Source organism: Bradyrhizobium sp. 2S1 (assembly GCF_011516625.5).
Classification (GTDB): Bacteria; Pseudomonadota; Alphaproteobacteria; order Rhizobiales; family Xanthobacteraceae; genus Bradyrhizobium; species Bradyrhizobium septentrionale.
In genome coordinates this window covers 5,943,576-5,969,433 of record NZ_CP147717.1, presented here as the reverse complement: position 1 = coordinate 5,969,433, position 25,858 = coordinate 5,943,576, and the positions used below count along the sequence as shown (strand labels likewise).

The window sequence follows — 25,858 nt, the reverse complement described above, 5'->3', positions numbered from 1 at the left end:
ACATGTTCTCCAATTCGATTCCCGGCGGCTGGCAATCACAAGAGTGGCCGCATCGGCCGAGCATGTCGCAAGGGTCGTGCCAGGAAACGAATCGTAACAAAATCATGCGCTTGAAAAAAAGCCCCGGCCGTTTAACCGGGGCACAATTGCCGGGCAGGCAACAATTGCCGGGACGGAGCGCCGTTCCGACCGCGCTCTTTCATTCCTATTTTGACGCGTTTTCTTGACGCGAACCGGCACCCATCCCGCATCAAGTGCGGGACAGGCTTCGCTCGAAAACGCGATGGCCGTCAGGTCGCCGACGGCGCCGCCGGATGAAACACCAGCGCAAAACCGTCCATGCAGTAGCGCAGCCCGGTCGGCTTCGGGCCGTCGTCGAAGACGTGGCCGAGATGGCCGCCGCAGCGACGGCAATGCACCTCGGTGCGCGCCATCCCGAAGGTGCGGTCGGTCGTGGTGCCGACCGCATTCTCCAGCGGCTTCCAGAAGCTCGGCCAGCCGGTGCCGCTCTCATATTTGGTCTCGGACGAGAACAGCGGCAGGTCGCAGCCGGCGCAGGCGAAGGTGCCCTTGCGGTGCTCCTTGAGCAGCGGGCTCGATCCCGGCCGCTCGGTGCCTTCCTTGCGCAGGATCTCGTATTGCTGCGGCGTCAGCTGTGCACGCCATTCGGCGTCGGTCTTCTCGATCTCGAATTTCTCGGCGGCCTGCGCCGGCGAGGCGCGCAGCCAGCGGAAGGCGGCAAGGCCGAACAGGCCGGCGACGGAAGCAAGCAGGATACGGCGATCGATCATCAATCAGCTCCGTTTGCGGAGGGCCCAGGGTACGTGCCCACGGTTCGTTACCAGGTACGAACACCGCCCTCCGACGTTACATCCGCCCGTCGGAGATCTGCTCACTTTCTTGCGAGGCGGGAGGATGCGGCTCCTCGGCCGGCAGGGTTGCGGGTGGCGGCATTGGCCGCGCCACGGGCACCGGCGGACGGCGCGGCGCCGGCCCCCTGGTTCCCGCCTTGAAATTGGCCTCGGCCAGCCGCGCCTCGCGGAGGCGTTCCTTCGCACGTGCACCCTCGCGGTAGCGCGCCAGGACGCCCGCGGCGGACGAGGCTCCCCTCGCCCACAGGCCGATGAAATGACCGGCAACCCGGCCGGTGGTGCCGCCGGCCCAGACCAGCTCGAACGGCGAAAACAGCCGCCAGCGGTCGTCGCCCCACAGGATGCTGCGCGCAATCAACTGTCCGGCCAGCGCCGAGGTATTGAGCCCCTGCCGGCCAAAGCCGCTCGCCACCCACAGGCCTCTGCGCAACTGGCCGATCTGCGGCATGCCATGCACGGTGACGCCGACCGCGCCGCCGAACATCTCTGCGATCGGAACCTTGCCGAGCTGTGGAAACACCGTGGCGATGCGGCGCTGCACCGTCGCGCCAAGGCGCTGCGGCCGCGCGTTCCAGGTGGTTTCAGGACTGGCCCACAACAGACGATCGCCATCGACGATGCGAAAATGGTCGATACCGTCGCTGTCGGCGACCGAGCCGGAAAACGCGATCGTCTCTAAAAGCCGTTCCCCGAGCGGCTCGGTCAGCGCCGCGTAGCGCCACACCGGAAGCAGCGTGTCGGACAAGCGCTTCAGCGGCGCACCGAGATGGATATTGCCGGCGAGGACAATATGGTTGGCGCGCAGCCGCGCCGTCGGCGTCACGATGCGTTTGCGGATGCCGGAAAAATCGATGCTGACGACCGGCGTCTCCTCGAAGATCCGCACCCCCGCCCGGGTCGCCAGCGCGGCGAGGCCGTGCACATATTTGCGACCATCGATCTGGAACGCCTTCGGATAATAGATGCCGTGGAAATAGCGGCCGGTCTTCAGCACGCTGCGCACGCGGTCGACCTGCCAGCCTTCGACCTCGGTCGCAAAATCCACACCCAGCGTCTGCAGCCGGCTGATCAGCGCCTCGCCGACATCGACATTGGAAACCTCGAGCGCGCCATCGCTCGGGTTGATGCCCGGGATCAGATCCTCGGTTGCGGTGGCGCGGACATAGTCGGCGCCCTCTTTCGACAGCGCCCACAATTCGCGGGCATCGTCGAGGCCGACACGCTCGATCACATCTGATATCGGCAGGCCGAAGCCCGGCATCACGGTGCCGAGATGGTGGCCGGAGGCGTTCCAGCCGACCTGGCGGCCCTCGAGCACGGCAACGCTCGCGCCAAGCCGCGCCGCCTCGCGCGCCACCGTCAGGCCGGCCAGCCCCGCTCCGATCACGCAAATGTCGACGTCGAGGTCGAATGCCAGACGGTCGCGGAACGGCGATGCCGTCTCGTCCGGGCCGTCCGCCGCACTTGTGGAAGTCTCGCTCATGGCGTTTCTTACGAACCGCTGCGGCGCTTGTCACCTTGTCCGGGGCATGAGCCTGTAGAATTAATGCGACCAGACCGAATCGAGAATGGAAGTCCATGCGCCGTTTGCTGCTGCTGCGTCACGCCAAGACCGAAACCGACGCGCCTTCGGGGCAGGACCAGGACCGCCGTCTCGACGAGCGCGGCCACCGCGAAGCGGCGGAGATCGGCGGCTGGATCGCCCGCCATCCACCCCTGCCCAACCTGGCGCTGGTGTCGCCGGCGGTCCGCACCACGCAGACCTGGGAGATCGTGCGCGAGGCGCTGAAGGGTGCTGGAGCTGCGCCGAAGGTCGAATTCGTGCCGGACCTCTACGGCGCCGATCCGGCACAGCTGCTGACCGCGATCCGGATGGCATCGGTCACCGATCCGAAGCGGCTGATGCTGATCGGCCATAACCCTGGCATGCACGAGCTCGCGCTGACGCTGACCGGCGGCGGCGACGAGGCCGCGAAGCGCGCGCTCAATGACAATCTGCCGACCTCGGGGCTCGCCGTCTTCGACTTCGCGACCGACGACTGGAACGACGTCTCGTTCCGGCGCGGCAAGCTTGTCCTGTTCGTCAGCCCTAAACTGTTGAAGCAGGCCTCGCGCGGCTGACGCGGGCGGACAGCGCCGCTCCGCCATGCTATATTGATGTCGGCGCGACAGGGGGACCGGTTCGCGGCGACACTACAAGCTGCTTCAAGAAAAAGAAGGCGCGCGTCCCGGCACAGGGACCAAACGGCTCCAGACCAATCGCGGACAGGAGGCGCAAATGTACAAGTCCATTCTCGTGCCGATCGACCTCTCCGATACCGATCTGGCGAAGCCAGCGATCGCAACCGCTGCGACGCTGTCGCAGACATGGAACGGCTCGGTGCGCCTGCTCAACGTGCTGCCGATGACGCCGGTGATGCTCGCCGAATATGTGCCGGCGGATTTCGACAGCCAGCAGCGCGAAACGTCGGAAGAGGCGCTCGCGATCGTTGCGCGCGAATCCGGCATTGCGCCCGAGCGCATCTCGGGCGTGGTCCGCCAGGGCGGCATCTATCACGAGATCCTCGAGGAGGCCGCGATCATGAAGGCCGACCTGATCGTTATGACCTCGCACCGCCCGGCGATGCGCACCTACTTCCTCGGCTCAAATGCCGGCCACGTGGTGCGCTACGCCAAGTGCTCGGTGCTGGTGGTGCGGCATTAGTCCAACGCCGCACCGCTGACGCCTCAACGGATCCGCACCAGCTCAAGGTTGAGATCGCCGGTGACGGCTGGCTCGATCTGGCAGCGCGAGATTCCGATATCGCGCAGCGTCCGGTCATCGAGCTGGCGCAGCGTCTTGATCGCCTCGCGGCGCCCCCAATGGGTCGCGAGTGCATCGCCCCACACTCGGAGCAATCGGAGCAATCCGCCCAACATGCTGGGCCGCGCGGGCGCCACGGCGGTTGAGGATAGCGTCGTCATTGTCATCTCCTTCGATGCCCCTACGGCAAGGCTATGCCGTTGACGCAAGTGCCATTTTGGCACCTGCACCCGTCGTCACCTCGGATTGCTTGCGCGCTCCTCGGTACAATCAGGGGCTTGTTCCCTCTTAAATGATCCGGTACATTGCTCGGAGCAAGTAAAACATTGCTCTCGGTGCAATAATGTCGCGATTCGAGTACCTGAAACTGGCGGATACGGTGGCCGCCGAGATCGCCAGCGGCGCGCTCAAGGCAGGCGACCGCCTGCCGCCGCAGCGTCATTTCGCCTATGACCGCAACATCGCCGTCTCGACCGCGAGCCGGGTCTACACCGAGCTGTTGCGGCGCGGGCTGGTGGTCGGTGAAGTCGGCCGCGGCACCTTCGTGTCCGGCGAGGCGCGCCGCGGCATCGCGGCCCCGACCGAGCCGCGCGGCGCCCGCATCGACCTCGAATTCAACTATCCGCTGCTGCCGCATCAGGCGACGATGATCGCCAAGAGCCTCGAAGGGCTCGAACGGCCCGAGGTGCTCGAGGGCGCACTGCGGCCGGCGACCAGCTTCGGCACGCGGGCGGCGCGGACCATTTCCGCGGAATTCCTCGCGCGCAAGAGCTGGACGCCGAACCCGGACCAGATCGTGTTTACCGCCAACGGCCGGCAATGCATCGCCGCCGCGCTCGCCGCCGTCGTGCCGCCGGGCGGACGCTGCGGCGTCGAGGCGCTGACCTATCCGTTCGTGAAGGGCATTGCCGCACGGCTCGGCATCGCACTGGTGCCGCTCGCGATGGACGAGCATGGCGTGCGCTCGGACGCCGTGCAGAAGGCGCACCGCGAGGCGCATTTGTCCGCGCTCTACATCCAGCCCACGATCCAGAACCCGCTCAGCATCACGATGCCGGCCGAGCGCCGGGCCGAGCTGCTGCGCGTGACGGAGAAGCTCGGCCTCGTCGTCATCGAGGACGGCGTCTACGGTTTCCTCGACGACCAGGTGCCGCTGGCCGCGCTCGCGCCCGACAGCTGCATCCTGCTCGACAGCCTCTCGAAGAAGGTGGCGCCGGGCCTCGCGCTCGGCTTCATCGTCTCGCCGCCGCGGCTGCGCGAGAGCATCATGGCCGCGGTGCGCTCCGGCGGCTGGACGGCGTCGGGCTACGCCTTCGCCGCCGGGCAGCGGCTGATGGCCGACGGCACCGCCGCCGAATTGTCGCGGCTGAAGCGGATCGACGCCGGCCGCCGCCAGCAGCTGGCAGCGAAATATCTGGCCGACTTCGAGATCCAGACCAACCCAAAATCCTATCACCTCTGGCTGACCCTGCCGCCGCATTGGCGCTCGCAGACGCTGGTCGCCGCCGCGGCGCGCCGCGACATCGCGCTGACGCCGTCGACGACCTTCGCCGCCACGCCGGGACACGCGCCCAATGCGGTACGGCTCGCGCTCGCCGCACCGCCGCTGGAGCAGCTCGAGCTCGGCCTGCGGACACTGGCAGGAATGCTCGGCGCGACCGAAGAGGATTTTGATTCGACGGAGTGAACGCGACGATGTCGCGGTTCATCACGCTTGATTGCGGGGTCGCTTCGGCAGCAGCGCATCGGGCAATCGATCGAAGCTGTAGCGCCGCGGCCGGTTGCGCGTGATGAAGCCGCCGACCTGCCAGGCGAACAGCGCGGCAAAGCCGACCAGGAACAGCGCGCCCATCCAGTTCGATGTCAGCAGCGCCGTCAGCAGCAATCCGATCATTGCCACCGCAAGGCATGCCAGCATCGCCAGCGCGGCGGTGTAGGTCTTCGGCCCGAGACCTCCGACCAGCCTGGCGGTCTGCCCGCGGCCTGCATCCGGCGATGCAGCTCGACGATGAAGGCGCGATACAGGTCTCCCTGCGGCGCGACCAGCGTCGCGGTCTGCCAGGTGGTCGAGAGGACCGCGATCCGCCCGCCTTTGGCATTGTCGATGTCGGCGCGAAATCGCTGCTGCTGCATCGAGACCGGGCGATACGACAGTTTCACGGCGGAGATGTCGGCGTAATCCCACACGCCAGACCTGCCGGCGATCCGCCACGCCAGCCCGTCCTCGGTCAGCTCGAACTGGTGCGCCGAGCCGACCAACGAGGCCTTATAGGCATAGCGCACGGCTGAGCCCTCGCCTGCCTCCGACCGGTCCTGCAACGTTGTTGGCAATCCGCCGTTCCACCTGCTCAGCCACGTGCTAGCACTCTTTGCCTGAGCATGATCTTTTCGGAAAACCGGTTTCCACTTTTCCGGATCATGCTCTAGCTTGCGCAGCACGTCGCGCCTATCCTACAAGCGAGCCATGCCCGAGACGACCTATTTTCCGCGTTACCTCATCCTCGGCGGCGCGATGATTTCAGGCGTGCTGCTGGCGCTTGCCGTGCATATGCTCGGCGCGCGCTACGGGCTCGATCTCGGCGGCCTGTGGCGCTCCGATACCCACGAGTTCATGGCGGCAGGTGCTGCGATTGCGTGGTGGCTGATCGCGAGCGTCGGGTTTTCGGGGGGCTACTTCACCGCCAACCTGATGCACAGCGCGGTGGCCGGCCAGATTCCGCAGCGGATGCGGCAGTTCCTGATCGTCGTCGGCGTGCTGATGCTGGCCGGCGCCGGCCAGGCCGCGGCGGCGCCGAGCACGGTCTCGACCATTTCCGCCGTGCTGGCCGGCCTCGCCGCGCTGTGCCTCGGCGCCGTCATGGCGTTTTGCGGCGCCTATTTTGCTCTCCGCAAGAGCTAGGCGTCCTCGCCGTCGTTGATCAAGCCACCGATCGTTCCGGCAGCCTGCGCAGCAGCATCTTGGCGACATCAGCGGCCGGCCGCGGCGGGCTGAACAGATAGCCCTGTGCCTGCGTGCAGCCTTCCCTGCCGCAGCAGGTCGAACTGGGTATCGGTCTCGACGCCCTCGGCCGTGGTCACGATGCCGAGACTCTTGCCGAGGCCGGTGACCGCGCGCACGATCGCCATCGAGTCCTCGCGCGTCGCAAGGTCCGTCACGAAGGAACGGTCGATCTTGATCTTGTCGAACGGGAAGCTGCGCAGATAGCTCAGCGAGGAGTAGCCGGTGCCGAAATCGTCGAGTGAGATGCGGACGCCGAAGCCACGCAGCTCATGCAGCACCGCGAGCGTCGCCTCGCTGTTCTGCAACAGCACCGATTCGGTGATCTCGAGCTCAAGCCGGTCCGCAGACAGGTGAGACGCTTCCAGCGCCGCCTTCACCGACGACACCAGGTTCGGGTTCTTGAACTGCACCGGAGACAGGTTGACGGCGACCGCGATGTCCTTGGGCCAGCCTGCGGCATCGGCGCAGGCCTTGCGCAGCACGATGTCGCCAAGCGGAACGATCAGCCCGGTTTCCTCGGCGACAGGAATGAAATTGTTGGGCGCGATCAGGCCGCGCAGCGAATGGTTCCAGCGCGCCAGCGCCTCGAAGGCGACCACCTGTTCGCCCACGACATCGCGGATCGGTTGGTAATAGACCTCGAACTCGTCGCGCTCGAGCGCCAGCCGCAGGTCGCGCTCCAGCAGGCGGCGCGCCTGCGCGCGCGCGTCCATCCCGGTCTCGAAGAACCGGTAGGTGCCGCGGCCGTCGGCCTTGGCGCGGTACAGCGCCAGATCGGCCTTTTGCAACAGTTCATCGGGACCCTTGCCGTCTTCGGGTGCGAGCGAGATGCCGATGCTGACGCCGATCACGAGCTGATGGCCGCCAATCTCGTAGGGCGCGGCGATCCGCTCGACCACGAGACTTGCCAGCTGCGACACGACTGATGGTTCGCAGTTGCTGCAGAACTGCACGATGGCGAACTCGTCGCCGCCAAGCCGCGCCACGGTGTCATGCTCGGTCACGCATTCGCCGAGCCGCCGCGCGACCTCGCGCAGCAGCGCGTCGCCGATCGGATGCCCGAGCGTGTCGTTGATCTCCTTGAAATGATCGAGGTCGAGACAGAGCACCGCGAGCTGGTCGGAGCGCTTGGCCAATCTCGAGGCCTTCTCGAGCTGCTCGCGGAACAGCGTCCGGTTCGGCAGGTTGGTCAGCGCGTCATGCCGCGCCATGTGCGAGATCTGTTCCTGGGCCTGCTGCCATTCGGTGATGTCTTCGAAGGTTGCGACCCAGCCGCCGCCCTTCATCGGCTGGTCGACCACGCGGATCGCGCGGTCATTGCGGCTGACGATCCGCGTCGCGCTGTGGCCGGCTTTTGCCTCGGCGACGAGAATATCGCAGAACTCCTCGGGATCGCCGTCCCACTCGCCGATGGAATGCAGGTCCTGCAGGACGTCGATCAGCAAGCGTCCCTTGAGCGGCACGCGGTTGCGACCCATGATCTCGCTGTAGCGCTCGTTGAACAGCATGATGCGGCCATCGGCATCGAACATGCACAGCCCCTGCGACATGTTCTCGAGCGCGGTATCCAGCACCACTTTCTGCTTGTGAAGCTCGGTCTTGGCGCGACGATCGAGGATGGAAGCGATCAGTGACAGGCCGAGGATCGCGAAGGCCGCAACCGCAGTCATGAACGAAAGCACGCGCGGCGAGACCGAAAGCCCGTCGGGAACGATCGTAGGATCCGGGACCAGGGTGACCGCACCCATTGCGGTGAAATGATGCGAGACGATCGCAACGGTCAGAAGGCCGGTCGCAGCCGCGGTGGTGCCGAGGCGTTCGCCACGCGTGGCAACGACAAGCGCGAGCGCGCCAAACAGGCTTCCGAATGCGATCGACGCGGCCACGATGCCGGGCGACCAGATGATCCGCGCAGGCAACTGCAGGCCCAGCATGCCGGTGTAATGCATCGCCGCAACACCTGCGCCGACGATCGCGCCACCAGCCGCCACCGTCCACCAGCGCTCGTCGAGCGTGGCGACGGCCAATCCGACGGCCAGGATCGCAACCGCAAGCACCAGCGACAGCAGCGTGATGGGAATGTTGTATCCGGCCTCGATGCCGGGATCGTACGCCAGCATGGCGACGAAATGGGTGGCCCAGATCCCGCAACCGCCCACCGCCGCATCAAGACCGATCCAAATCTCGCGGGCGCGGCCCTCTGCGGCGCGGGCGCGGTGAAACAGGCTGATCGCGACGGCGCTGGCGAGCAGGCAGATCACTCCGCCAAGGACGACCAGCCGCCAGTCATGTTCCAAAGTGAGACAGGTCAAAACGCGATACATTATAGGCCCCATTTATGGACCTATAAAAACCAGCGCATTCGTGTACGAACGGTAACCGCACTGCAACAAGGTTCCACGCATGGTGAAGAAGCCTTGAACGCAGGACATATCGTGAGGGAAAACGGCAATCCCGAGTTGCAATTCGTCTCAGCCGCGCAGCCCGGGCACCAGTTCAGCTCCGGTCTCGACCTTGAGTGACGAGCCGGCGAAATCGTTTCCGATTGGCTGGCAACGGCCGCCGAGATGCTTGGCAAGGAACGCTTCGGTGACGCCATAGAAGGCAAGCCGATTTTCCGGCCGCACAAAACCGTGCCCTTCGTCAGCGAATGTGACGTAGGTCACGGGTATTCCGCGCTGCTTGAGCGCATTGACCATCTGCTCGGACTCGGCAGCCACAACCCTGACATCGCGCAGGCCCTGGGCGATCAGGATCGGCTTGATGGCACGGTCGATGTGGGTCAGCGGCGAACGTTCGACCAGGAATGCGCGGCCGGTCTCGGTGTCGGGATCGCCAAGCCGGTTTTTCCAGACACTGATCCACGGGCCCCAGTAGGGCGGGATCGTCGCCATGAAGGTGACGAGGTTGGAAATGCCGAACAGATCGACGATGCAAGCGAACACGTCGGGCGTCTTGGTCGCCGCCATCAATGCCGAATAGCCGCCATAGCTGCCGCCGAAGAAGCCGACGCGCTTCGGATCGGCGATGCCTTGTGCGATCGCCCAATCGACCGCATCGATCAAATCGTCGTGCATCTTGCCGCCCCATTCGTGGTCGGCGGCGGTGACGAAGGCTTTGCCGAAGCCGGTCGAGCCGCGGTAGTTGACGGCAAGCACCGCATAGCCCCGGCTGGCGAGCCACTGATGGACCTGGCTGAATCCCCAGCTGTCGCGATAATACGGCCCGCCATGGATCACGAGCACCAGCGGCACCCGGCCAGCCTCGGCCTCGACCGGCCGGGTCAGATAGCAGTTGAGGCGCAGCCCGTCGCGCGAGGGGATCACGACCGGCTCGAGCTTGCGCAGCGCAACGCCGTCGAGCGCGCGGCGCTGCGTGAACAGCTTGCGCACCTCACGCGTTCGGCGGTCAAGCAGCGCATATTCACCGCTCTCGGTGTCGCGCTCGAAATGGACCGTGCCCAGCTGGAGATCATCGCTGTTGCTGACAAAACTGATGTCGCCGGCGCCATAGCGGCTCAGATCGGCGAGGTCCCTGGCGACGCTTTGATCCACGGTGTGCCAGCGCATCCGGTCGGTGATCGCCAGCGCCGCCAATGGCCGGCGATTCTCGTCGAAGATCGCTCGCACGATGTCGGCATCATCATCGGCAGCAAGCAGTGTGGTCTGGCGCGTGGCCATGTCGAGGGCGAACAACGCCGCCTTGTCGCGGCCGCGTGAATCGATCAGATACAGCGTCTTGCCGTCGGCGCTGAAATCCAGCATCTGCGTCGTATCGGTGTCGGCGATCGGCACCGTCATAAAGGGCGCCCAGCTGCCGTCCGGACGGCGCTCGAACACCTCGGCCGAGCCGTCGGCGATCAGGCGCGATGCCAGGCGTAGCTGGAATGCGCTGTCGGTGATCAAGCCGACATAGTCGTGGTTCTCGTAGACGAGCTCGCTCGTGCCGGTCACGACGTTGGCGCGGTACAGGTCGAAGTAGCGCTTGTCGCGCTGGTTGTGCCGCAGCAGCATCTCCTCGGGGAATTTGCGGTCGGATTCCTGCAGGAAGGCTTTGACACCGGTCTCGGGCGTCAAGGGCACAATCTTCCCGTCGGTGATGTCGACGCTGGCGGCACGCCAGTTCTCGTCGCCGTCACGCTCGCGGAAGAACACCACATGGCGGTTGGTGTGTGCCCAGCGATAGCCGGCCGAGATGTTGCGGTCGGTGACGCGCGTGACCGGCCGCGCCGCCTTGAGATCGGAAAGCGGGGCGACCCAGAGATTGTTCACACCGTCGAGCGGCGCGACATAGGACAGCTGCGTCCCGTCCGGGCTGAGACGGACGTTGATGTAGTCGGGATTGTCGAAAAACACCCTCCGGGCGATCAATTCGGACGACTGGCCGCGCGCCGGGCCGATCAGTTTGACCAGCGGCAGCGAAGCGCCGAGCAAGGCGGCGCGGCGCAGCAAGAGGCGACGGTCGATTGACACAGGCATCTGATCGGACCCCGTCGGCGGCCGCCGACGACGCAACGTTAGATGCAGGCGGGCGGCCGTGCAATCGCCGGTTCAATTATTGCCGCGCTTGTGAAGACGCGCCGATCCAGATCAGCGCGGCGGCCGTCAGCAACACGCCGACACAAATGACGAGCGCCGTATGCAGGCCGGCGATGAAGGCTGCGGACCGGCTGACCAGCGAGCCGAACAGCGCAACACCGAGCACGCTGCCGGTCTGCCGGGTCGCATTCAGCACCCCGGCCGCGACGCCGGCATGCTGCGGCTCGGCACTGCCGAGCAATGTCGACGTCAGGGGCGGCACCAGGAGGCCAAGGCCGGCGCTCATGGCAAGCAGTTGCAGGCAGATCGCGAGATAGCTGGTGCCGTGACCCATGAACAGCATCCCCAGACATCCGGCGGCCGACAGCGCGGCACCGAGCGCGATCGTTGCCGGCGCACCGATCCGCTCCGCAACATGCGGCGCGATCAGATTGGCCGGGAGCACGGCGCCGAGCATCGGCACGAACGCCAGACCGGTCTCGAAGGCGGACAGGCCGTTGACCTGCTGGAAGTAGAGGCTGAGCACGAAGATCAGCCCGTAGAACGCAACGTTGACCAGGAGGCCGACCATCGAGGTCAACGCAAACATCCTGTGGCCGAACAGCGAGAGCGGCAGCATCGGCTGCGCCGCGCGAGCCTCACGCCAGACGAACAGCACGGAGAACACGGCGGCGAGAATAAAGCCTGCAACCACGAACGGGCTGCTCCAGCCAAGCGCGCCGCCCTCGATGAGCGCGCCGGCCAGCGTGCCGAGCGCGGCGATCGCTGCGAGCTGTCCCGGCAGATCGAGCCGGTGCTGCTGATGGCGGATAGTTTCGCCGGCAAAGCGCCAGGCGAGCCACAGCCCGGCCAGGCCGATCGGCAGGTTGACCAAGAAGATCGCCCGCCAGCCGACCAGTGTGATCAGCGCGCCGCCGACGAACGGGCCGGCGGTCAACGCAAGGCTCGCGCCCGCGGCCCAGACGGCGACCGCGCGTCCCCGCGCCTTGTCATCCGCATAGGCATGGCGGAGCAGCGCGAGCGAGTTCGGCACCAGGATGGCCGCGGCCAGTCCCTGCACGCAGCGCGCGACGATCAGCGTCACGGCGTCGGGCGCGATTGCGCAGGCAACCGACGACGCGGTGAAGATCACAAAGCCCGCCATGAAGACGCGCTTGGCGCCGATCCGGTCGCCAAGCGCGCCCGCCGTCAGGATGAAGGCGGCAAAGGCGATGGTGTAGGCGCTGACCACCCATTGCAGCTCGGCGACGCCGCCGCCGAGCGAGCCGCCGATGGCATTGAGCGCCGTGTTGACGATGGTAACGTCGAGCTGCACGACGCCGTAACCGAGACTCATCGCGGCCAGCGTCAACGTTGCCGCAAGGCCGGTCGGCGCCCGATGGCAGGCTGCGCTCCCGTCCGGCATACGCCGAACGTTCAGGGATGTCTGCTGCATGGTCTTGTCCTCGCTCTGGCCAACCAATGCGAGAGATAGGCCTTCGTTTCGACGTAATACTTCGCCACCGATCGAAGTGTGCTGTCGTCATGCCGGCCGGCCCATGCGGCTGCGGCCATCTTGCGCGGCGTTTTGCCTCAATAGACCTACGGACCGGGTCTTGCGCGACTCATCCGGGCCTGCGCGGCGGTCTGCCGCCGGACCACGCAGATGTGCACGGCGACTTCATGCTTTGGTAAACGCCGCAGCCGCGCTCCGGCGTCCCCGTGCTGATGCATATCGTCTATTCGCTTCGCGCCGACTGCCCCGCGCCGGTGCCGAGACGGCGGCAAAATCGGCAAAAATGCCGATGAAATCGCCGGGAACGGCGGCAGAACGGCGGAACGTGCCGCATCTCCGCCGCAGCGGACGGATACAGGCGACTCACATTCCGCAGAGCGAGACCATATGTAGCCAATATGACAATGACGCTGAACGTGAGCCGAAGGTTGGCTTGTCAAGGGCTGCACAACGCATCGGTTTTGCCTTATGGGTCATCGCGTACGGTGCGTTTGCCCCGTTACCCGTCGCTATCCGTGACCGGGTCCCACTGAAATTGTCCCTGCCGGGAGGATGAATGCTTCGGCTGCTGACCACGCTTGGGCGTGGCTTCAAGGAAAAGATCGGCTGGAAACGGCTCGGGATCGCTGCGAGCGTGCTCATCATCGCGTTCGCAATCACGACGCTGGTCCACACCCTGAAGGGCGTCGATACCGGTATCATCCTCACCGCGCTGACCGACATTGCACCGCACCGGATCGCGCTGGCGGCGCTCTGCGTGGTCGGGGCGTTCTGCACGCTGACCTTCTATGACTTCTTCGCGCTGCGCACGATCGGCAAGACCCACGTCCCCTACCGCATCGCAGCGCTGTCGAGCTTCACGAGCTACACGATCGGCCACAACATCGGCGCCACCGTCTTTACCGGCGGCGCGATCCGTTTCCGGATTTATTCCGATTACGGCCTGTCCGCGATCGACGTCGCCAAGATCTGCTTTCTGTCGGGCCTGACGTTCTGGCTCGGCAATCTGTTCGTGCTCGGCTTCGGCATGGCCTGGCACCCCGCGGCGGCATCGGCAATGGACCTGCTGCCGCCGGCGATGAACCGCCTGATCGCGCTCGGCTGCCTAGCCGGCATCGGCGCCTATTTCGTCTGGCTCCTGACCGGCGAGAAGCGCCGCGAGCTCGGCCAGAACGGCTGGAAGGTGGTGCTGCCCTCCGCCAGGCTGACGCTGCTGCAGATCATCATCGGCGTGGTCGATCTCGGCTTCTGTGCGTTTGCGATGTATCTGTTGATGCCGACCGAGCCGCATATCGACTTCGTCTCGCTCGCCGTCGTGTTCATCCTGGCGACCCTGCTCGGCTTCGCCAGCCATGCCCCCGGCTCGATCGGCGTGTTCGACGCCGCAATGCTGGTGGCGCTGCCTGAGTTCAGCAAGGAACAATTGCTGGCCACGCTGGTGGTGTTCCGTATCCTCTATTTCCTGATTCCGTTCGGAATTTCGATCTCGATCATGGGCATGCGCGAGCTTTGGCTCAACGTGGTGAAGCCCTGGCAAGAACGAAAGCGACTGAGCCAAGCCTGCACGGCTTCGGCGACCGTGCGGCAACCGATCGAAAGCCGGCAGCAGCAGATCAGGCGGCTGAGACGGTAACAGCGACGTTATCGGCCCCAGGTCCCAGCTCTTCGATGCCGGTTTTTCGATCCCCGCACCCGCTTCTCTTATTTTCGCCGTACCGCTCACGTCAAACCGCGCCATGATTGGCTCTTTGGTTCGATTTTGGTTTCGTGTGACGGTCTGCAGCGTGCTGCTCGGCAGCGCACTGCTGGCGGTATTCGCATCAGTAGCGGACGCGCAGGACAGTCAGCTGCAGATCTCCTGGGAGGTCCGCAACCGCTTCCGTCTGTTCCGCGAGGAGCGCGACTTCCGCCTGCATGTCGAAAGCGGGCTTGGCCGCAGCGTGCTGGCCACGGAACAGGCGCTGGAACTGCAAAGCGATGGCCGCGGCTGGGCGCGCAACATGGTCAACCGGCTCTGCATCGACCTGCAGGGCCGGGTCAGCGAGCCCTGCACCCGCGACAACGTCAAGGAAAGCTACCTGACGCCGATCGATCACCCGATCGTGGTTCGCCTCACCGGCCCGGTTCCGGTCGGTGCGACCTGCGCCTGGTCGTTCGACGACGGCGACGGGCCGCAATCCTCGACCTTCGATTGCGCCGAGCCGGTCAATCTGCGCGTCCGCTACGGCCGCACCACGGTCGCGACCGTCGACGTCGCAAGCGGCGCGGACGCCAACCAGCGCCTCACGACGCAGATCGCGGTACGCGATCTGCTGATTGCGGGGCTCGGCGACAGTATCGCATCCGGCGAGGGCAATCCCGATCGCGCGATTGCGCTCTCCGACGAGGGCTTCTGCTTCCGCTCCTATCTCGGCGGCGCGCAGTATTACCGGCCGAGCCGCGCCGGCTACAAGGGCGGCCGCGCCTGCGAGGCGCCGGACACCCTGACCAACTGGCAGCGCCAGAGCGCGCTGTGGCTCAACTCGGCCTGTCACCGCTCGCTGTACAGCTACCAGACCCGCACCGCCCTTGCGCTTGCCGTGCAATATCCGCACATCGCGGTGACCTACCTGCCGCTGGCCTGCACCGGCGCCACCATCGCCGACGGCCTGCTCGGCTCGCAGCAGGCGCGGGAATGCCTGCCGACCAAGACCGCCAACACCTGCTCGGGCACCGTCAACGGCCAGATTGCGGAGCTGCGCACGGCGCTCGCGGCCGCCAAGCGCCGGCAGCCGGACCGCACGCTCGACCTCATCTTGCTCTCGGTCGGCGCCAACGACATCTATTTCTCGGGCCTCGTCGCCAACGTGATCGTCGACACCCCGACCGAGCGCACGCTGTTCAGCCGCGGCGGTTCGATGGCCAGTGTCGACGATGCCCGCTCCGCGCTGGCGCGCGATCTGCCGGCCGATTTTGCCAAGCTGCGCGATGCGCTGAAGCCTTTGGTCGGCGGCGACCTCTCGCATGTCGTCTACACCGCCTATGCCAATCCGGCGCTGGCCAATGGCGGCGCACCCTGCCCCGGCGGCCGCGCCGGCTTCGAGATCCATCCCTCGTTCAACGCCGATCCCAAGCGGCTCGCGTCGGTCTCGGGCTTCGTGCAGAACGAGTTCCTGCCGCAGCTCAAGGCGATCGCGCAGTGCCAGTCCGGCATCATCTGCCGCAATCCGCAGGCCGACCGCATGACCTTCGTCGACGCGCATCAGGATGCGTTTGCAAGCCATGGCTTCTGCGCACGCGCGTCGACCGATCCGGAGTTCGACCGCGACTGCTTCGCCGCCAACGGCGACAGCTTCGTGTCCGACATCGTCGCCGCGGCCAACCAGCCGCTCAAATGCGGCCGCAGCGCCGGCGAATATCGCGCCTATCTGCCGCGCGCGCGCTGGATCCGCGACGCCAATGACAGCTATTTCGCGGCGATGACCTATCCGCAAGGCCTGCCGTCCTCGATGCAGCCGACCGACATCCACGACGCGACATGGGGCATCTTGTCGGCGGTGTATGGCGGCGCTGTGCACCCGAGCGCAGAAGGCCATGCGGCGATGGCCGATGCCGCGGTCCCCGCGGCCGCCACCGTGCTGCGATTGAACACCGTCGTGCCCGAGGTGACGTCCGAGCCGGTCGCACCGCTGCCGATTGCGCCGGAGCAGCGCTGAAGTCGTGAGCCGTTCCTGAAACGAGCGACCTTCCCGAATTCGGCGCAGAACTAAAATTTCATTCAATCGCAATTGCTTACAGCCCCCGCGCAAGCTATGGACAAGGGCTGAGTGCGATTGAATCAATTCCAGCGAGCATCCTGCCGATCCAACCCTAGATATCAACTTCCGCGCCCTGCCCTTTTCATTCGACACGCGCCCTGGTCACCTCGCGAGCGACATATCGAACCGGATGGCGCACCGCGCGCCGCCCCCGATGGTTGTCCGCGCGCTCGCTTTGAGGCTGCACACGTATTGGACCCGATCGCCATCAACGTGTGCTTGCGCTTGACGTGCTGCGAGTGGTCAACTCGCTGATCAATACTCCGGTTTGGAGAAGCATGATGTTCAAGCAGATTGCGATGGTGGCAGGTTTGGCACTGGCACTATCCGCCGCGGCGGAGGCCCAGACACCGCGCAAGGGCGGTACCATTCGTATGACGGCGCCCTATGGCTCAAGTTTCACCAGCATGGACATCCATACGACACAGCGCGCCCAAGACGAGATCTACGCCAAAGCCCTGCATCGATCGCTCTACATCTGGAATTCCGCCGAAGGCAAGCCGGTGCTGGAACTGGCCAAGGAGGACATCGTCTCCGGGGAGGTCTCGTTCATACCTTCAAGCTGCGCGACGACGCTTATTTCCACCATGGTCGCAAGATGACCGCCGATGACATCATCTGGAGCTACAATCGCATCATGGACGGCAGCAAGGCCTATCCCGGTGCGCGTTTTGTCCGCGTGATCGAAGGCGCCGCAGCGGTCGAGAATGGCGCGGCCAAGGAGATCTCCGGCCTCAGGAAGATCGACGACTTCACGCTCGAAATGAAGCTGACCGAGAAGGTCGATCCGGGCTTCTACTTCTTCACCGCGCTGACCTCGATCTATCCCGCCGACGAGGCCGCGAAGGAGGGCTTCCTGCAAAAGCCGATCGGTCTCGGCCCATTCAAATTCGTCGAGCACGTGCCGGGATCGCGCATCGTGCTTGAGCGGTGGGAGAAATTCTACAAGCCCGGCAAGCCGTACGCCGACAAGCTCATCGTGTCGCTGATGGGCGAAGCCGCGGCACGCGATGTCGCCTTCCGCAACAAGGAAATCGACACCTCGGTGCTCGGGCCCGCGCAGTATGTCGCCTATCAGGCCGACCCCGATCTCAAGGGCACGATCGTCGAAGTCGCCGAAGTCTTCACGCGTTACATGGGGATGAATCCCGCATTCAAACCGTTCTCCGACAAGCGGGTCCGGCAGGCGATCAACCATGCGATCGATACCGATCTGATCATCAAGAAACTGGTCAAGGGCAAGGCCTATCGCGCCACGAGCTGGCTGCCCCTGACCTCGCCGTTCTACGACAAGGCCATGAAGCCCTACGCCTTCGATCCCGCGAAGGCGAAGCAATTGCTCGCGGACGCAGGTTATCCCTCCGGCTTCGAATTCGAATGGACGACCAGCCAGAATGAAAGCTGGGGCCTGCCGATCGTCGAGGCCATTATCCCGATGCTGGACAAAGTCGGCATCAAGGTGAAGGTCAAGCAGGTCGAGACCGCGGTGTTGTCGGAAGTCATTCGCAAGGGCGACTTCCAAGCCTATATCTATTCCCAGTCGACCGGCCCGGATCCCCAGGCGGCCCTCAAATGCTTTCACTCGGCGACGCCGCAATCAGCCTGCAACTATATGAGCTTCAAGAACGCGGACTTCGACAGACTGATCGATGAGGCCGGGCAGACCGATGACGCCGCCAAGCGGGGCCAACTGCTGCAGAAGGCCAATGCGCTGCTCTATGACGAAGCGCCGGTCTGGTTCTTCAACTACAACAAGGCGGTCATGGCGGTGCAGCCGTGGCTCAACGGGATCCAGTTGAACGCCACCGAACTGCCCCACCAGAACGTCGAAGACCTCTGGGTCGACGAGACCTCGCCCGCGAAGTGACATGTGCTCTCGCCCTCCCTCCATCGCAGCGACTGATGGAGGGAGGGAGGAAAACGTCCAATGCTCGCCTTCCTGATCCGTCGAATCCTGCAAACCATTCCGACCGTGCTGGCCGTCGTGCTGGTGATCTTTGTACTGTTCAGCGTCGTTCCGGGCAGCATCGTATCGAGCATGGGCGATGACGGCAGAGGCCCGACGGACCCGCAGGTCGTGGAGCGCATGAAGAAGCAGCTCGGCCTCGACGATCCCGTCTACATCCGCTTCGGCTCCTACATTGCGAGGCTCGCGACAGGCGATTTCGGGACGTCGTTCCGGACCCGCGAGCCGGTCACCACCATGATCGCCAAACGGATGTGGCCGACGCTGCAACTGATATTCGCAGCCATGACGTTTGCAATTGTGGTCGGGGTACCGCTCGGTTTCATCGCAGCACTGCGGCCGGGCGGCACCGTCGACACGGTCTCGATGGTGGTGGCGGTGTCCGGCCTCTCGATGGCGAAATTCTGGCTCGGGCTGCTGTTGATGTACCTGTTTGCGTTGAAGCTCGGCTGGCTGCCGAGTTTCGGCTATGGCGATGGCGGGCTCAAATATCTGATCCTGCCTGCCGTCACACTCGGCGTCTCGCCGATGGCGCTGCTGGCACGGACGACGCGCGCCGCGGTTCTCGAGATCATGACCGCGGATTTCGTGCGGACCGCGCGCTCGAAGGGCATGAGCGAGACCCGGGTCGTGAAATGGCATGTGCTGCGCAATGCGCTCGTGATCATTCTCACGACCATTGGCCTGCAATTCGGCGCGTTGATGGGACAGGCGGTCGTGGTCGAGAAATTGTTCTCCTGGCCCGGCATCGGCTCACTGCTCGTCGACAGTGTCCTGCAGCGCGATATTCCCACCGTCCAGGGCTCCATTCTCGTGGTGGTGCTGTTCTTTCTCGCGGTCAATACGTTGATCGACGTGGCCTATGCCGTGATCGATCCGAGGATCAGATACGCATGAGCGCCGGTCGGCTCTCTCACAGGTGCGCGCGATTGACCGTACCGCCTGTCGCGGCGGAGCGGCCGCGATGAAGCTCGGAACCAGTCTCATCATCGGCGGGGCGCTGTTTGCGCTTGCGGTCTTCGTCGGCCTGTTTGCGCCCTGGCTGGCGCATACCGATCCCGTCATGGATGCCAACCTCTTGAATGCGGAGGAGCCGCCGAGCTGGATCTGGTGGTTCGGCACCGACGCGCAGGGCCGCGACATCTACTCCCGCGTCCTGTACGGTGCGCGCATCTCGCTGACCGTCGGCATCGTCTCGCAGCTCGTCAACAGTGTGATCGGCGTGACGCTGGGCCTGACCGCCGGCTATTGGGGCGGCTGGTGGGACGACGTCGTCAACGGGCTGACCAATCTCATGCTCGCAATTCCCTCGCTGATCTTCGCGCTTGCCATCATGGCGGTGCTTGGACCCGGCCTGACCAGCCTCCTGATCGCGCTCGGGCTGACCAACTGGTCGTTCTCCTGCCGGATCGCACGGGCGTCGGCGCTGTCGCTCAAGAGCCAGGGCTATGTGCAGGCGGCGAAGGTGCTGGGCTACGGCGATTTGCGCATCATGATCACGCAGCTGCTGCCGAACATGCTCGGGCCGATCATTGTCATCAGCACGCTCGGCATGGGCGGCGCGATGCTGGCCGAAGCGGCCCTTTCGTTCCTCGGCCTCGGAATCCGCCCGCCCTTTCCAAGCTGGGGCAGCATGCTGTCGGAGGCCCGCGACCAGATCACCACGGCGCCGTGGCTGTCGGTTTTCCCCGGCCTCGCCATCTTCCTGACGGTGCTCGGCCTGAATCTGCTCGGCGATGGCCTGCGTGACATTCTCGATCCACAGTCGCGGAGCCGGCGCACATGACGGGCCGTCCTCTGATCGAAGTCGAGAACCTGCGTATCGACCTCGACAACGGGTCCAGCCGGGTTGCGGCGGTCGAGGGCGTTTCATTCCGCATCGATCGTGGCGAGACATTCGGCCTGGTCGGCGAATCCGGCTGCGGCAAGAGCATCTCGGCGCTCGCCTTGATCGGTCTGTTGCGCCGGCCGCTTTCGATCGGCGCCGGCGCTATCCGATTTGAGGGCCGCGAGATCCAGGGGCTTCCGGCTGCCGAACAACGCGCGCTGCGCGGCAATCGCATCGCCATGATCTTCCAGGAGCCGATGACGGCGCTCAACCCGGTCTCGCCCGTTGGCCGGCAGATCGCGGAGATGTTCGTGCTGCACCAGGGCAAGAGCTGGCGCGAAGCCGACCAGCTGGCCGTCGAGGCGCTGGCGAGCGTCCGCGTCCCCGCGCCCGAGCGACGAGTGAAGGATTACCCACACCAGCTTTCGGGCGGCATGCGTCAACGCGTGATGATCGCCATCGCACTCGCATGCGTGCCGGACCTCCTGATCGCCGACGAGCCGACCACCGCGCTTGATGTGACCGTGCAGGCGGAGATCATCGAGCTGATGCGGAATTTATGTGCCGAGAGAGGCACGGCGATCCTGATGATCAGCCACGATCTCGGCCTGGTCGCCAACCTCTGCCGACGCGTCGCCGTCATGTACGCCGGCCGCATCGTCGAGGAGCGCGGCTCGGACGATGTCTTCCGCGCATGCGCGCATCCCTATACGCAAGGCCTGGTCGACGCGTTGCCGCGGCTGGGCACGCGTGCCGCACTCGGCCGGAGCAGGCTCAAGGAGATCGCAGGCGTCGTCCCGGCGATTGCGGATTTCCCGGCTGGTTGCCGGTTCAATCCACGTTGCGCGCAGGCGACCGAGATTTGCCGGACCACCGCGCCGGAGTTGACACTGCTCGGGGAAGACGGATTTGTCAGGTGCCATCACCATGCATGAACCTGCGCACGGGTCCGGCGACGATGTCATCCTCAGCGTGGAGGATCTCGCGGTCCATTTTCCGATTGGTGGCGGCTTTCAGGGCGGCGGTCGGAGGCTGTTGCGCGCGGTCGACGGCATCGATCTCGAACTGAAGCGCGGTGAATGCCTCGCTCGTCGGCGAATCCGGCTGCGGCAAGTCGACTGTCGCGCTTTCGATACTTGGCCTGCTGCCGCCGACGCGCGGCCGCATCGTGCTGGACGGGCAGGTCGTGACCGGGCGGCAATCGATCGATCGAAAGGCATTGGCCCGCATCGTCCAGATCGTGTTTCAGGATCCCTACGCTTCGCTCAATCCCCGCCAGACCGTTCGTCGCACGCTCGAGGCCCCGCTGCGGCTGCATGGCGTGACGGCCAGAAGCGAGATCGACGGACGCGTCGAGGCAATGCTCAAACATGTGGGCCTGCGGCCCGAGCAGGCCGGCCGCTACCCACATGAGTTCTCGGGCGGCCAGCGTCAGCGCATCGGCATCGCTCGCGCGCTGATCCTCAATCCCAGGATCGTCATCTGTGACGAGCCGGTATCGGCGCTGGATGTCTCCATCCGCGCCCAGATCATCAATCTGCTGCTGGAGCTGAAGGAAACGCTCGCACTCTCATACATCATGATCAGCCATGACCTCGGGGTCGTCGAGCACATGAGCGACCGGGTCGCCGTCATGTATCTCGGCCGCATCGTGGAGACCGGCGGCTGGCGCGAAATCTTCGAACGGCCGGCGCACCCCTATACCCAAACCCTTATCGCCGCGATTCCCGATCCGCTGCGCCGCGCGCCGCTTGCAACGACAAGGGGCGAGCCTCCCAGTCCGCTGAATCCGCCGGACGGATGTGCGTTCAATCCGCGCTGTCACTATGCCGAAGCGATCTGCTGCCACGAGCCTGGGCCATCGCTGGAAACGCGCCCCGACGGACACGCGGTCCGGTGCTGGCGAACTGAAGAGATTGCCGGTCGGGCTTTCGCCGACCCTGCCCCAGCCTTCAATCGAGATATCTGAAGTTCTTTGAACCTAATTCAGACGTCAGCGCTCTCGCTCCAAGGAAATCCTTGGCGCGCACGGGAGCACAACTCAAACCAGGCTGAGAGAGGGCCTTACCGCTTCTTCAGCGGCTGCGGCGGTGGCGGCGGAGGCGGCTTCACCGCTGCGGCTTGCGCCGGCAGATATTTGGCGACGATCGCGGGATCGAGCTGGGCGATCGCGGTATCCGGCAGTCGGGTCCAGACCTCGTCCTTGCCGAACAGCGAGATGCCGAGATAGCCGCGCATGGTCAGCGTCTGTCCATCGGCGCTCAGCGTCATCTTGGCCTTGTAGATCTTGCCGTCACGAGGATCGAGCACGTTGCCGTTCTCGTACTTCAGGCCATCGCGCTTCATGTCGCGGATAAAGGACAGACCAAGCCACGGCGCGTTCCTGCGGTCGTCAGTGCATTTCGAGCAGACCGGATTCGGCGGATCATCCGGATCGGAGAAAATCTTGGCGATCACACCCTCGAAGATGCCGTTGTGGTCGATCACCAGGAACCAGCCGTCGGGCTTGCCGTCCACTAGCTTCTGCCAGAGGCCGGCCGCGGATGATGGGTCGGCCGCCCTGGCTGCAAGCGGAGCAGCGAGAGCGAAGGCCGCCGCGATCGCAACGATCAGCCGAAATCTGGACAGCGCATTCCGCATCGTCATCACCTGATCAATCGACAACTCGAATAGAAGCAGACTACGGCCATTTCACGGAGGGTTCCAGTACCCGCACCGCGCAGGTCATGGCCGATGCCTCCGGCATTGGTCGCTATTGGAGCGGAATCAGTTCACTCCAAGCTTTTTCTGCAAACTCGATGACGAGGTTGTGTACTGGAACACCAGCCGCTTGTCAGGATACACGTAGCGGTGGGCCTTCTGCGCCATCAGCGCGCCCTCGTGGAAGCCGGAGAGAATCAACTTCAGCTTGCCCGGATAGGTATTGATGTCGCCGATCGCGAAGATACCGGAAACGTTGGTCTCGAACGCCGCGGTGTCGACCGGTACCAGATTGTTCTCCAGCGCCACGCCCCAGTTCGCGACCGGGCCGAGCTTCATGGTGAGCCCGAAGAACGGCAGCATCGTATCGCAGGCAATGGTCGAAAGCGCGTTGTCGTTGCCCTTCAGCGCCGCGCCGGTGAGCTGGCCATTGGCGCCTTCGAGTCCCGTGACCTGACCGATCTTCAGATCCATCCTGCCGCCAGCGACCAGCGCGCGCATCTGCTCGACGCTGTGCGGCGCTGCGCGGAAATCATCGCGCCGGTGCAGCAGCGTGATGCGCTTGGCGATCGGATGCAGATTGAGCGTCCAGTCGAGCGCGGAATCGCCGCCGCCGACGATCAGGATGTTCTTGTCGCGAAACTGCTCCATCTTGCGCACGGCATAGAACACCGACGTGCCTTCATAGGCCTCGATGCCGGGCACCGGCGGCCGCTTCGGCTGGAACGAACCGCCGCCGGCCGAGATCACGACGACCTTGCACTCGAACTCCTTGCCGGCGTCGGTCTTCACGCGGAACAGGGGATCGCCGATCTTCTCGACCGACTCCACCATCTCGTTGAGATGGAAGGTCGGGTTGAACGGCTTGATCTGTTCCAGCAGCTGCTCGGTCAGGCCATGGCCGGTGACGAAGGGAATGCCGGGAATGTCGTAGATCGGCTTCTCCGGATAAAGCTCGGCGCACTGCCCGCCGATCTTGTCGAGGATGTCGACCAGATGCACCTTCATGTCGAGCAGGCCCAGTTCGAACACGGCGAACAGTCCGCAGGGACCCGCGCCAATTATCAGCACATCGGTTTTGATCACTTCGCTCATATCCGCTTCTTTTCAGTTGAAATCGGCCGGACGGCTTTCGCCTGCCCCAGCCAAGTATGGCCGGACCGGGACATGCATAATAGGGACAGCGGCTGGCGCGGCAACCCCTTGCCGAGCCTGCGCAACTCGGCTGTATGGGCGGAAACCGACGGAGATCCCCCTCGTGAACGCCCCTGTCCGCGCTGACGATGCGCCGCGCCTGGAAGACTTTCCCTACCGCCTGTCCGACAATGTGCGCTTTGCCGATCTCGACCCTAACGGGCACGTCAACAACGCCGTCTATGCAAGCTATTTTGAAACCGGCCGCGTCACGCTGGTGAAGGACCGCAGCATGGGGCTGATGCCGGCGGGGCTCGGCTGGATCATGGTGCGCCTCGACATCCATTTCCGCGCCGAGTTGCACTGGCCCGGTCAGATCGAGCTCGGGCTCGGTCTCGTCAAGTTCGGACGGACGTCGACCACCTTCGATCAGGTGGTGTTTTCGGAAGGCAGATGCGTGGCGTCGGCGAAGGCGGTCACGGTGATGATCGATGAGGCCACGCGCAGGCCGACGCCGCTGCCGGCGGAGGTCAAGGACAACTTCCGCCGCTGGGTCCGTCGCGGTGTGAACCCGGACGGCGAATAAGGGACCTTAAGCTTGCCGCTCCGGCGTCGACACGACCAATCCGTCGAGGTCGTCGGTTACCTTGATCTGGCAGGACAGCCGCGAGTTCGGACGCACGTCGAAGCCGAAATCCAGCATGTCCTCTTCCATCGGCGACGGCGCGCCGACCTTCTCGCGCCAGGCTTCATCGACATAGACATGGCAGGTTGCACAGGCGCAGGCGCCGCCGCATTCGGCTTCAATGCCGGGAATGGCGTTGCGGATCGCGCCTTCCATCACCGTCGCGCCGTTCTCGATATCAATGGAGCGTTTCTCTCCGGAATGGTCGATAAAGTGGATTTTGGCCATGATTGCTCGTGCTGCCGGAATGCGCCGGACGATGGTTGGAAAGGTCCCGGCAGTCGTATAACGGGTCGATCCGCACTGCGCTAGCGCGGAGACCGAAAACCTGCCGGCCGGCCCGGACGGGCGCTCAGGCCGCGGCGACGGGCCGTGGAAGCGTTGTAAGGCTAGGAGCGGCGCAGGATCAGCTCGATCGCCGTGCGCGCCTCGGCGATCGCAGCCCCGAGCGCGGCCAGCGGCTGGGCCGGATCGGAACCGCCGGTCAGCGCGGTTTCGAGCTGGGCGGCAGCCTCGGCGACGCCGAATGCGCCGACGGCCCGCGCCGATCCTTTCAGGGTGTGGGCATGGGTCGCCGCCTCGGGCGGCAAGGCAGCCAGCTCGCCGAGGATCCGGGCGGACTGGGTCGAGAACATGGCCAGGACTTCCCGCTCCAGCCCCGGGTCGCCCAGCGTCATGCGCTGCAGGTGATCGAGGTCGATCGGCCCGTCGCCGGGCGCGAGCGGTGGCGATTGCGTCCATTCAACCCGTTCGAGATGAAGCGGCATGGCCTGTCCCTGTCGTCTCCGCCGGGTCTCGCCGGCGGCGCGTTGGCCAAGCCAATCACGAAACTGGTTAACGGATTGTTGTCGGGATGATCGGCAAAACCGCCCCATTCTGGACAATTTCCGGACACAATCGACGCGCTAACGCAGGAATTTCGAGTACCCATAAGGCCTTATGGCGCAAAGCTGTTAACGATGATTAAGAAAGTATTAATCGCAAGCATTTCATTCGCATCGCTCAGCCAATAGGATGTTTGCGGATGTAGCGGACAAGC

Annotated in this window: 20 protein-coding genes and 4 pseudogenes; 13 read left to right on the top strand and 11 right to left on the bottom strand. The window is 64.8% G+C overall.

Annotated features, from left to right (window positions below; genetic code table 11):
* Positions 1-2 precede the first annotated feature (2 nt).
* On the top strand, positions 3-227 hold the full coding sequence (locus tag HAP54_RS28195) for a hypothetical protein (RefSeq protein ID WP_176422205.1): 225 nt from the start codon (positions 3-5) through the stop codon (positions 225-227).
* A gap of 63 nt (positions 228-290) precedes the next feature.
* Here HAP54_RS28195 and msrB read toward each other — a convergent pair whose 3' ends face one another.
* Together msrB and HAP54_RS28185 are read right to left on the bottom strand one after the other, a co-directional pair.
* A complete protein-coding gene (gene msrB / locus HAP54_RS28190; protein WP_029085364.1) occupies positions 291-791 on the bottom strand; it encodes a peptide-methionine (R)-S-oxide reductase MsrB in 501 nt (166 codons plus the stop codon).
* 76 nt (positions 792-867) lie between these two features.
* Positions 868-2,355, bottom strand: a complete 1,488-nt coding sequence (locus HAP54_RS28185; RefSeq protein WP_166305958.1) for an NAD(P)/FAD-dependent oxidoreductase — start codon at positions 2,353-2,355, stop codon at positions 868-870.
* Positions 2,356-2,450: 95 nt separating this feature from the next.
* On the opposite strand from HAP54_RS28185, the gene HAP54_RS28180 reads away from it, so the two are divergent.
* Together HAP54_RS28180 and HAP54_RS28175 are read left to right on the top strand one after the other, a co-directional pair.
* The gene (locus HAP54_RS28180; RefSeq protein ID WP_166305955.1) at positions 2,451-2,993 is read left to right on the top strand and encodes a SixA phosphatase family protein; all 543 of its coding nucleotides are present in this window, start codon (positions 2,451-2,453) and stop codon (positions 2,991-2,993) included.
* A 157-nt stretch (positions 2,994-3,150) separates the two neighbouring features.
* Positions 3,151-3,576: a universal stress protein gene (locus tag HAP54_RS28175; protein WP_166305952.1), complete on the top strand. Its 426-nt coding sequence runs from the start codon at positions 3,151-3,153 to the stop codon at positions 3,574-3,576.
* A gap of 23 nt (positions 3,577-3,599) precedes the next feature.
* On the opposite strand, the gene HAP54_RS28170 is transcribed toward HAP54_RS28175, so the two are convergent.
* Positions 3,600-3,836: a DUF1127 domain-containing protein gene (locus tag HAP54_RS28170; RefSeq protein WP_166305949.1), complete on the bottom strand. Its 237-nt coding sequence runs from the start codon at positions 3,834-3,836 to the stop codon at positions 3,600-3,602.
* Between the two features lie 182 nt (positions 3,837-4,018).
* Between HAP54_RS28170 and HAP54_RS28165 the strand changes: the two genes are divergently transcribed.
* Positions 4,019-5,362, top strand: coding sequence for a PLP-dependent aminotransferase family protein (locus tag HAP54_RS28165; protein WP_166305946.1), 1,344 nt, complete (start codon positions 4,019-4,021; stop codon positions 5,360-5,362).
* A 21-nt stretch (positions 5,363-5,383) separates the two neighbouring features.
* On the opposite strand, the pseudogene HAP54_RS28160 reads toward HAP54_RS28165, so the two are convergent.
* Positions 5,384-5,994, bottom strand: a pseudogene (locus HAP54_RS28160) (hypothetical protein).
* A 145-nt stretch (positions 5,995-6,139) separates the two neighbouring features.
* On the opposite strand from HAP54_RS28160, the gene HAP54_RS28155 reads away from it, so the two are divergent.
* Positions 6,140-6,574 (top strand): hypothetical protein, encoded by a 435-nt coding sequence (locus HAP54_RS28155; RefSeq protein WP_166305943.1) that lies wholly within the window; start codon positions 6,140-6,142, stop codon positions 6,572-6,574.
* A 19-nt stretch (positions 6,575-6,593) separates the two neighbouring features.
* On the opposite strand, the pseudogene HAP54_RS28150 reads toward HAP54_RS28155, so the two are convergent.
* From HAP54_RS28150 to HAP54_RS28140, 3 genes and pseudogenes are all read right to left on the bottom strand, one after another.
* A pseudogene (locus HAP54_RS28150) lies at positions 6,594-9,000 on the bottom strand (EAL domain-containing protein).
* Between the two features lie 147 nt (positions 9,001-9,147).
* Positions 9,148-11,154 carry a S9 family peptidase gene (locus HAP54_RS28145; protein ID WP_166305940.1) on the bottom strand — a complete coding sequence of 669 codons (2,007 nt, stop codon included), beginning with the start codon at positions 11,152-11,154 and terminating at the stop codon, positions 9,148-9,150.
* A 76-nt stretch (positions 11,155-11,230) separates the two neighbouring features.
* Positions 11,231-12,649, bottom strand: a complete 1,419-nt coding sequence (locus tag HAP54_RS28140) for an MFS transporter (RefSeq protein ID WP_166305937.1) — start codon at positions 12,647-12,649, stop codon at positions 11,231-11,233.
* A 616-nt stretch (positions 12,650-13,265) separates the two neighbouring features.
* Here HAP54_RS28140 and HAP54_RS28135 point away from each other — a divergent pair.
* The 7 genes and pseudogenes from HAP54_RS28135 (at position 13,266) to HAP54_RS28105 (ending at position 22,269) form a co-directional block, all read left to right on the top strand.
* Positions 13,266-14,342: a lysylphosphatidylglycerol synthase transmembrane domain-containing protein gene (locus tag HAP54_RS28135; protein WP_166305934.1), complete on the top strand. Its 1,077-nt coding sequence runs from the start codon at positions 13,266-13,268 to the stop codon at positions 14,340-14,342.
* A gap of 103 nt (positions 14,343-14,445) precedes the next feature.
* Positions 14,446-16,404 (top strand): hypothetical protein, encoded by a 1,959-nt coding sequence (locus HAP54_RS28130; RefSeq protein ID WP_166305931.1) that lies wholly within the window; start codon positions 14,446-14,448, stop codon positions 16,402-16,404.
* 383 nt (positions 16,405-16,787) lie between these two features.
* Positions 16,788-18,373, top strand: a pseudogene (locus HAP54_RS28125) (ABC transporter substrate-binding protein).
* A gap of 60 nt (positions 18,374-18,433) precedes the next feature.
* Entirely contained in the window at positions 18,434-19,369 is a 936-nt protein-coding gene (locus HAP54_RS28120; RefSeq protein WP_166305928.1) for an ABC transporter permease, read from the top strand.
* Positions 19,370-19,436: 67 nt separating this feature from the next.
* Positions 19,437-20,258: an ABC transporter permease gene (locus tag HAP54_RS28115; protein ID WP_166305925.1), complete on the top strand. Its 822-nt coding sequence runs from the start codon at positions 19,437-19,439 to the stop codon at positions 20,256-20,258.
* Positions 20,255-21,235 (top strand): ABC transporter ATP-binding protein, encoded by a 981-nt coding sequence (locus HAP54_RS28110; protein WP_166305922.1) that lies wholly within the window; start codon positions 20,255-20,257, stop codon positions 21,233-21,235. The genes HAP54_RS28115 and HAP54_RS28110 overlap by 4 nt, the downstream gene beginning before the upstream one ends.
* Positions 21,228-22,269 (top strand): annotated as a pseudogene (locus HAP54_RS28105) (ABC transporter ATP-binding protein). The gene HAP54_RS28110 and the pseudogene HAP54_RS28105 overlap by 8 nt, the downstream one beginning before the upstream one ends.
* Positions 22,270-22,364: 95 nt before the next feature.
* Here HAP54_RS28105 and HAP54_RS28100 read toward each other — a convergent pair.
* Together HAP54_RS28100 and HAP54_RS28095 are read right to left on the bottom strand one after the other, a co-directional pair.
* Positions 22,365-22,940 (bottom strand): DUF2147 domain-containing protein, encoded by a 576-nt coding sequence (locus HAP54_RS28100; RefSeq protein WP_166305919.1) that lies wholly within the window; start codon positions 22,938-22,940, stop codon positions 22,365-22,367.
* Positions 22,941-23,066: 126 nt separating this feature from the next.
* Positions 23,067-24,095, bottom strand: coding sequence for an NAD(P)/FAD-dependent oxidoreductase (locus HAP54_RS28095; protein WP_166305916.1), 1,029 nt, complete (start codon positions 24,093-24,095; stop codon positions 23,067-23,069).
* 163 nt (positions 24,096-24,258) lie between these two features.
* On the opposite strand from HAP54_RS28095, the gene HAP54_RS28090 reads away from it, so the two are divergent.
* A complete protein-coding gene (locus tag HAP54_RS28090; protein ID WP_166305913.1) occupies positions 24,259-24,720 on the top strand; it encodes an acyl-CoA thioesterase in 462 nt (153 codons plus the stop codon).
* 6 nt (positions 24,721-24,726) lie between these two features.
* Here HAP54_RS28090 and HAP54_RS28085 read toward each other — a convergent pair whose 3' ends face one another.
* Complete coding sequence (locus HAP54_RS28085; RefSeq protein WP_029085343.1) at positions 24,727-25,047, bottom strand: 2Fe-2S iron-sulfur cluster-binding protein; 321 nt, start codon at positions 25,045-25,047, stop codon at positions 24,727-24,729.
* Positions 25,048-25,208: 161 nt separating this feature from the next.
* Entirely contained in the window at positions 25,209-25,586 is a 378-nt protein-coding gene (locus HAP54_RS28080) for an Hpt domain-containing protein (protein WP_166305910.1), read from the bottom strand.
* Between the last annotated feature and the right edge of the window lie 272 nt (positions 25,587-25,858).

Bases quoted from the DNA above. Each gene is read 5' to 3' on its own strand.
- HAP54_RS28170 (WP_166305949.1), bottom strand. From the start codon at position 3,836: ATGACGACGCTATCCTCAACCGCCGTGGCGCCCGCGCGGCCCAGCATG.
- HAP54_RS28165 (WP_166305946.1), top strand. From the start codon at position 4,019: ATGTCGCGATTCGAGTACCTGAAACTGGCGGATACGGTGGCCGCCGAG.
- HAP54_RS28095 (WP_166305916.1), bottom strand. From the start codon at position 24,095: ATGAGCGAAGTGATCAAAACCGATGTGCTGATAATTGGCGCGGGTCCC.
- HAP54_RS28100 (WP_166305919.1), bottom strand. From the start codon at position 22,940: ATGCGGAATGCGCTGTCCAGATTTCGGCTGATCGTTGCGATCGCGGCG.
- HAP54_RS28110 (WP_166305922.1), top strand. From the start codon at position 20,255: ATGACGGGCCGTCCTCTGATCGAAGTCGAGAACCTGCGTATCGACCTC.
- HAP54_RS28120 (WP_166305928.1), top strand. From the start codon at position 18,434: ATGCTCGCCTTCCTGATCCGTCGAATCCTGCAAACCATTCCGACCGTG.
- HAP54_RS28140 (WP_166305937.1), bottom strand. From the start codon at position 12,649: ATGCAGCAGACATCCCTGAACGTTCGGCGTATGCCGGACGGGAGCGCA.
- HAP54_RS28115 (WP_166305925.1), top strand. From the start codon at position 19,437: ATGAAGCTCGGAACCAGTCTCATCATCGGCGGGGCGCTGTTTGCGCTT.
- HAP54_RS28185 (WP_166305958.1), bottom strand. From the start codon at position 2,355: ATGAGCGAGACTTCCACAAGTGCGGCGGACGGCCCGGACGAGACGGCA.
- HAP54_RS28130 (WP_166305931.1), top strand. From the start codon at position 14,446: ATGATTGGCTCTTTGGTTCGATTTTGGTTTCGTGTGACGGTCTGCAGC.
- HAP54_RS28180 (WP_166305955.1), top strand. From the start codon at position 2,451: ATGCGCCGTTTGCTGCTGCTGCGTCACGCCAAGACCGAAACCGACGCG.
- HAP54_RS28135 (WP_166305934.1), top strand. From the start codon at position 13,266: ATGCTTCGGCTGCTGACCACGCTTGGGCGTGGCTTCAAGGAAAAGATC.
- HAP54_RS28155 (WP_166305943.1), top strand. From the start codon at position 6,140: ATGCCCGAGACGACCTATTTTCCGCGTTACCTCATCCTCGGCGGCGCG.
- HAP54_RS28145 (WP_166305940.1), bottom strand. From the start codon at position 11,154: ATGCCTGTGTCAATCGACCGTCGCCTCTTGCTGCGCCGCGCCGCCTTG.
- HAP54_RS28195 (WP_176422205.1), top strand. From the start codon at position 3: ATGTTCTCCAATTCGATTCCCGGCGGCTGGCAATCACAAGAGTGGCCG.
- HAP54_RS28080 (WP_166305910.1), bottom strand. From the start codon at position 25,586: ATGCCGCTTCATCTCGAACGGGTTGAATGGACGCAATCGCCACCGCTC.
- HAP54_RS28175 (WP_166305952.1), top strand. From the start codon at position 3,151: ATGTACAAGTCCATTCTCGTGCCGATCGACCTCTCCGATACCGATCTG.
- msrB (WP_029085364.1), bottom strand. From the start codon at position 791: ATGATCGATCGCCGTATCCTGCTTGCTTCCGTCGCCGGCCTGTTCGGC.
- HAP54_RS28085 (WP_029085343.1), bottom strand. From the start codon at position 25,047: ATGGCCAAAATCCACTTTATCGACCATTCCGGAGAGAAACGCTCCATT.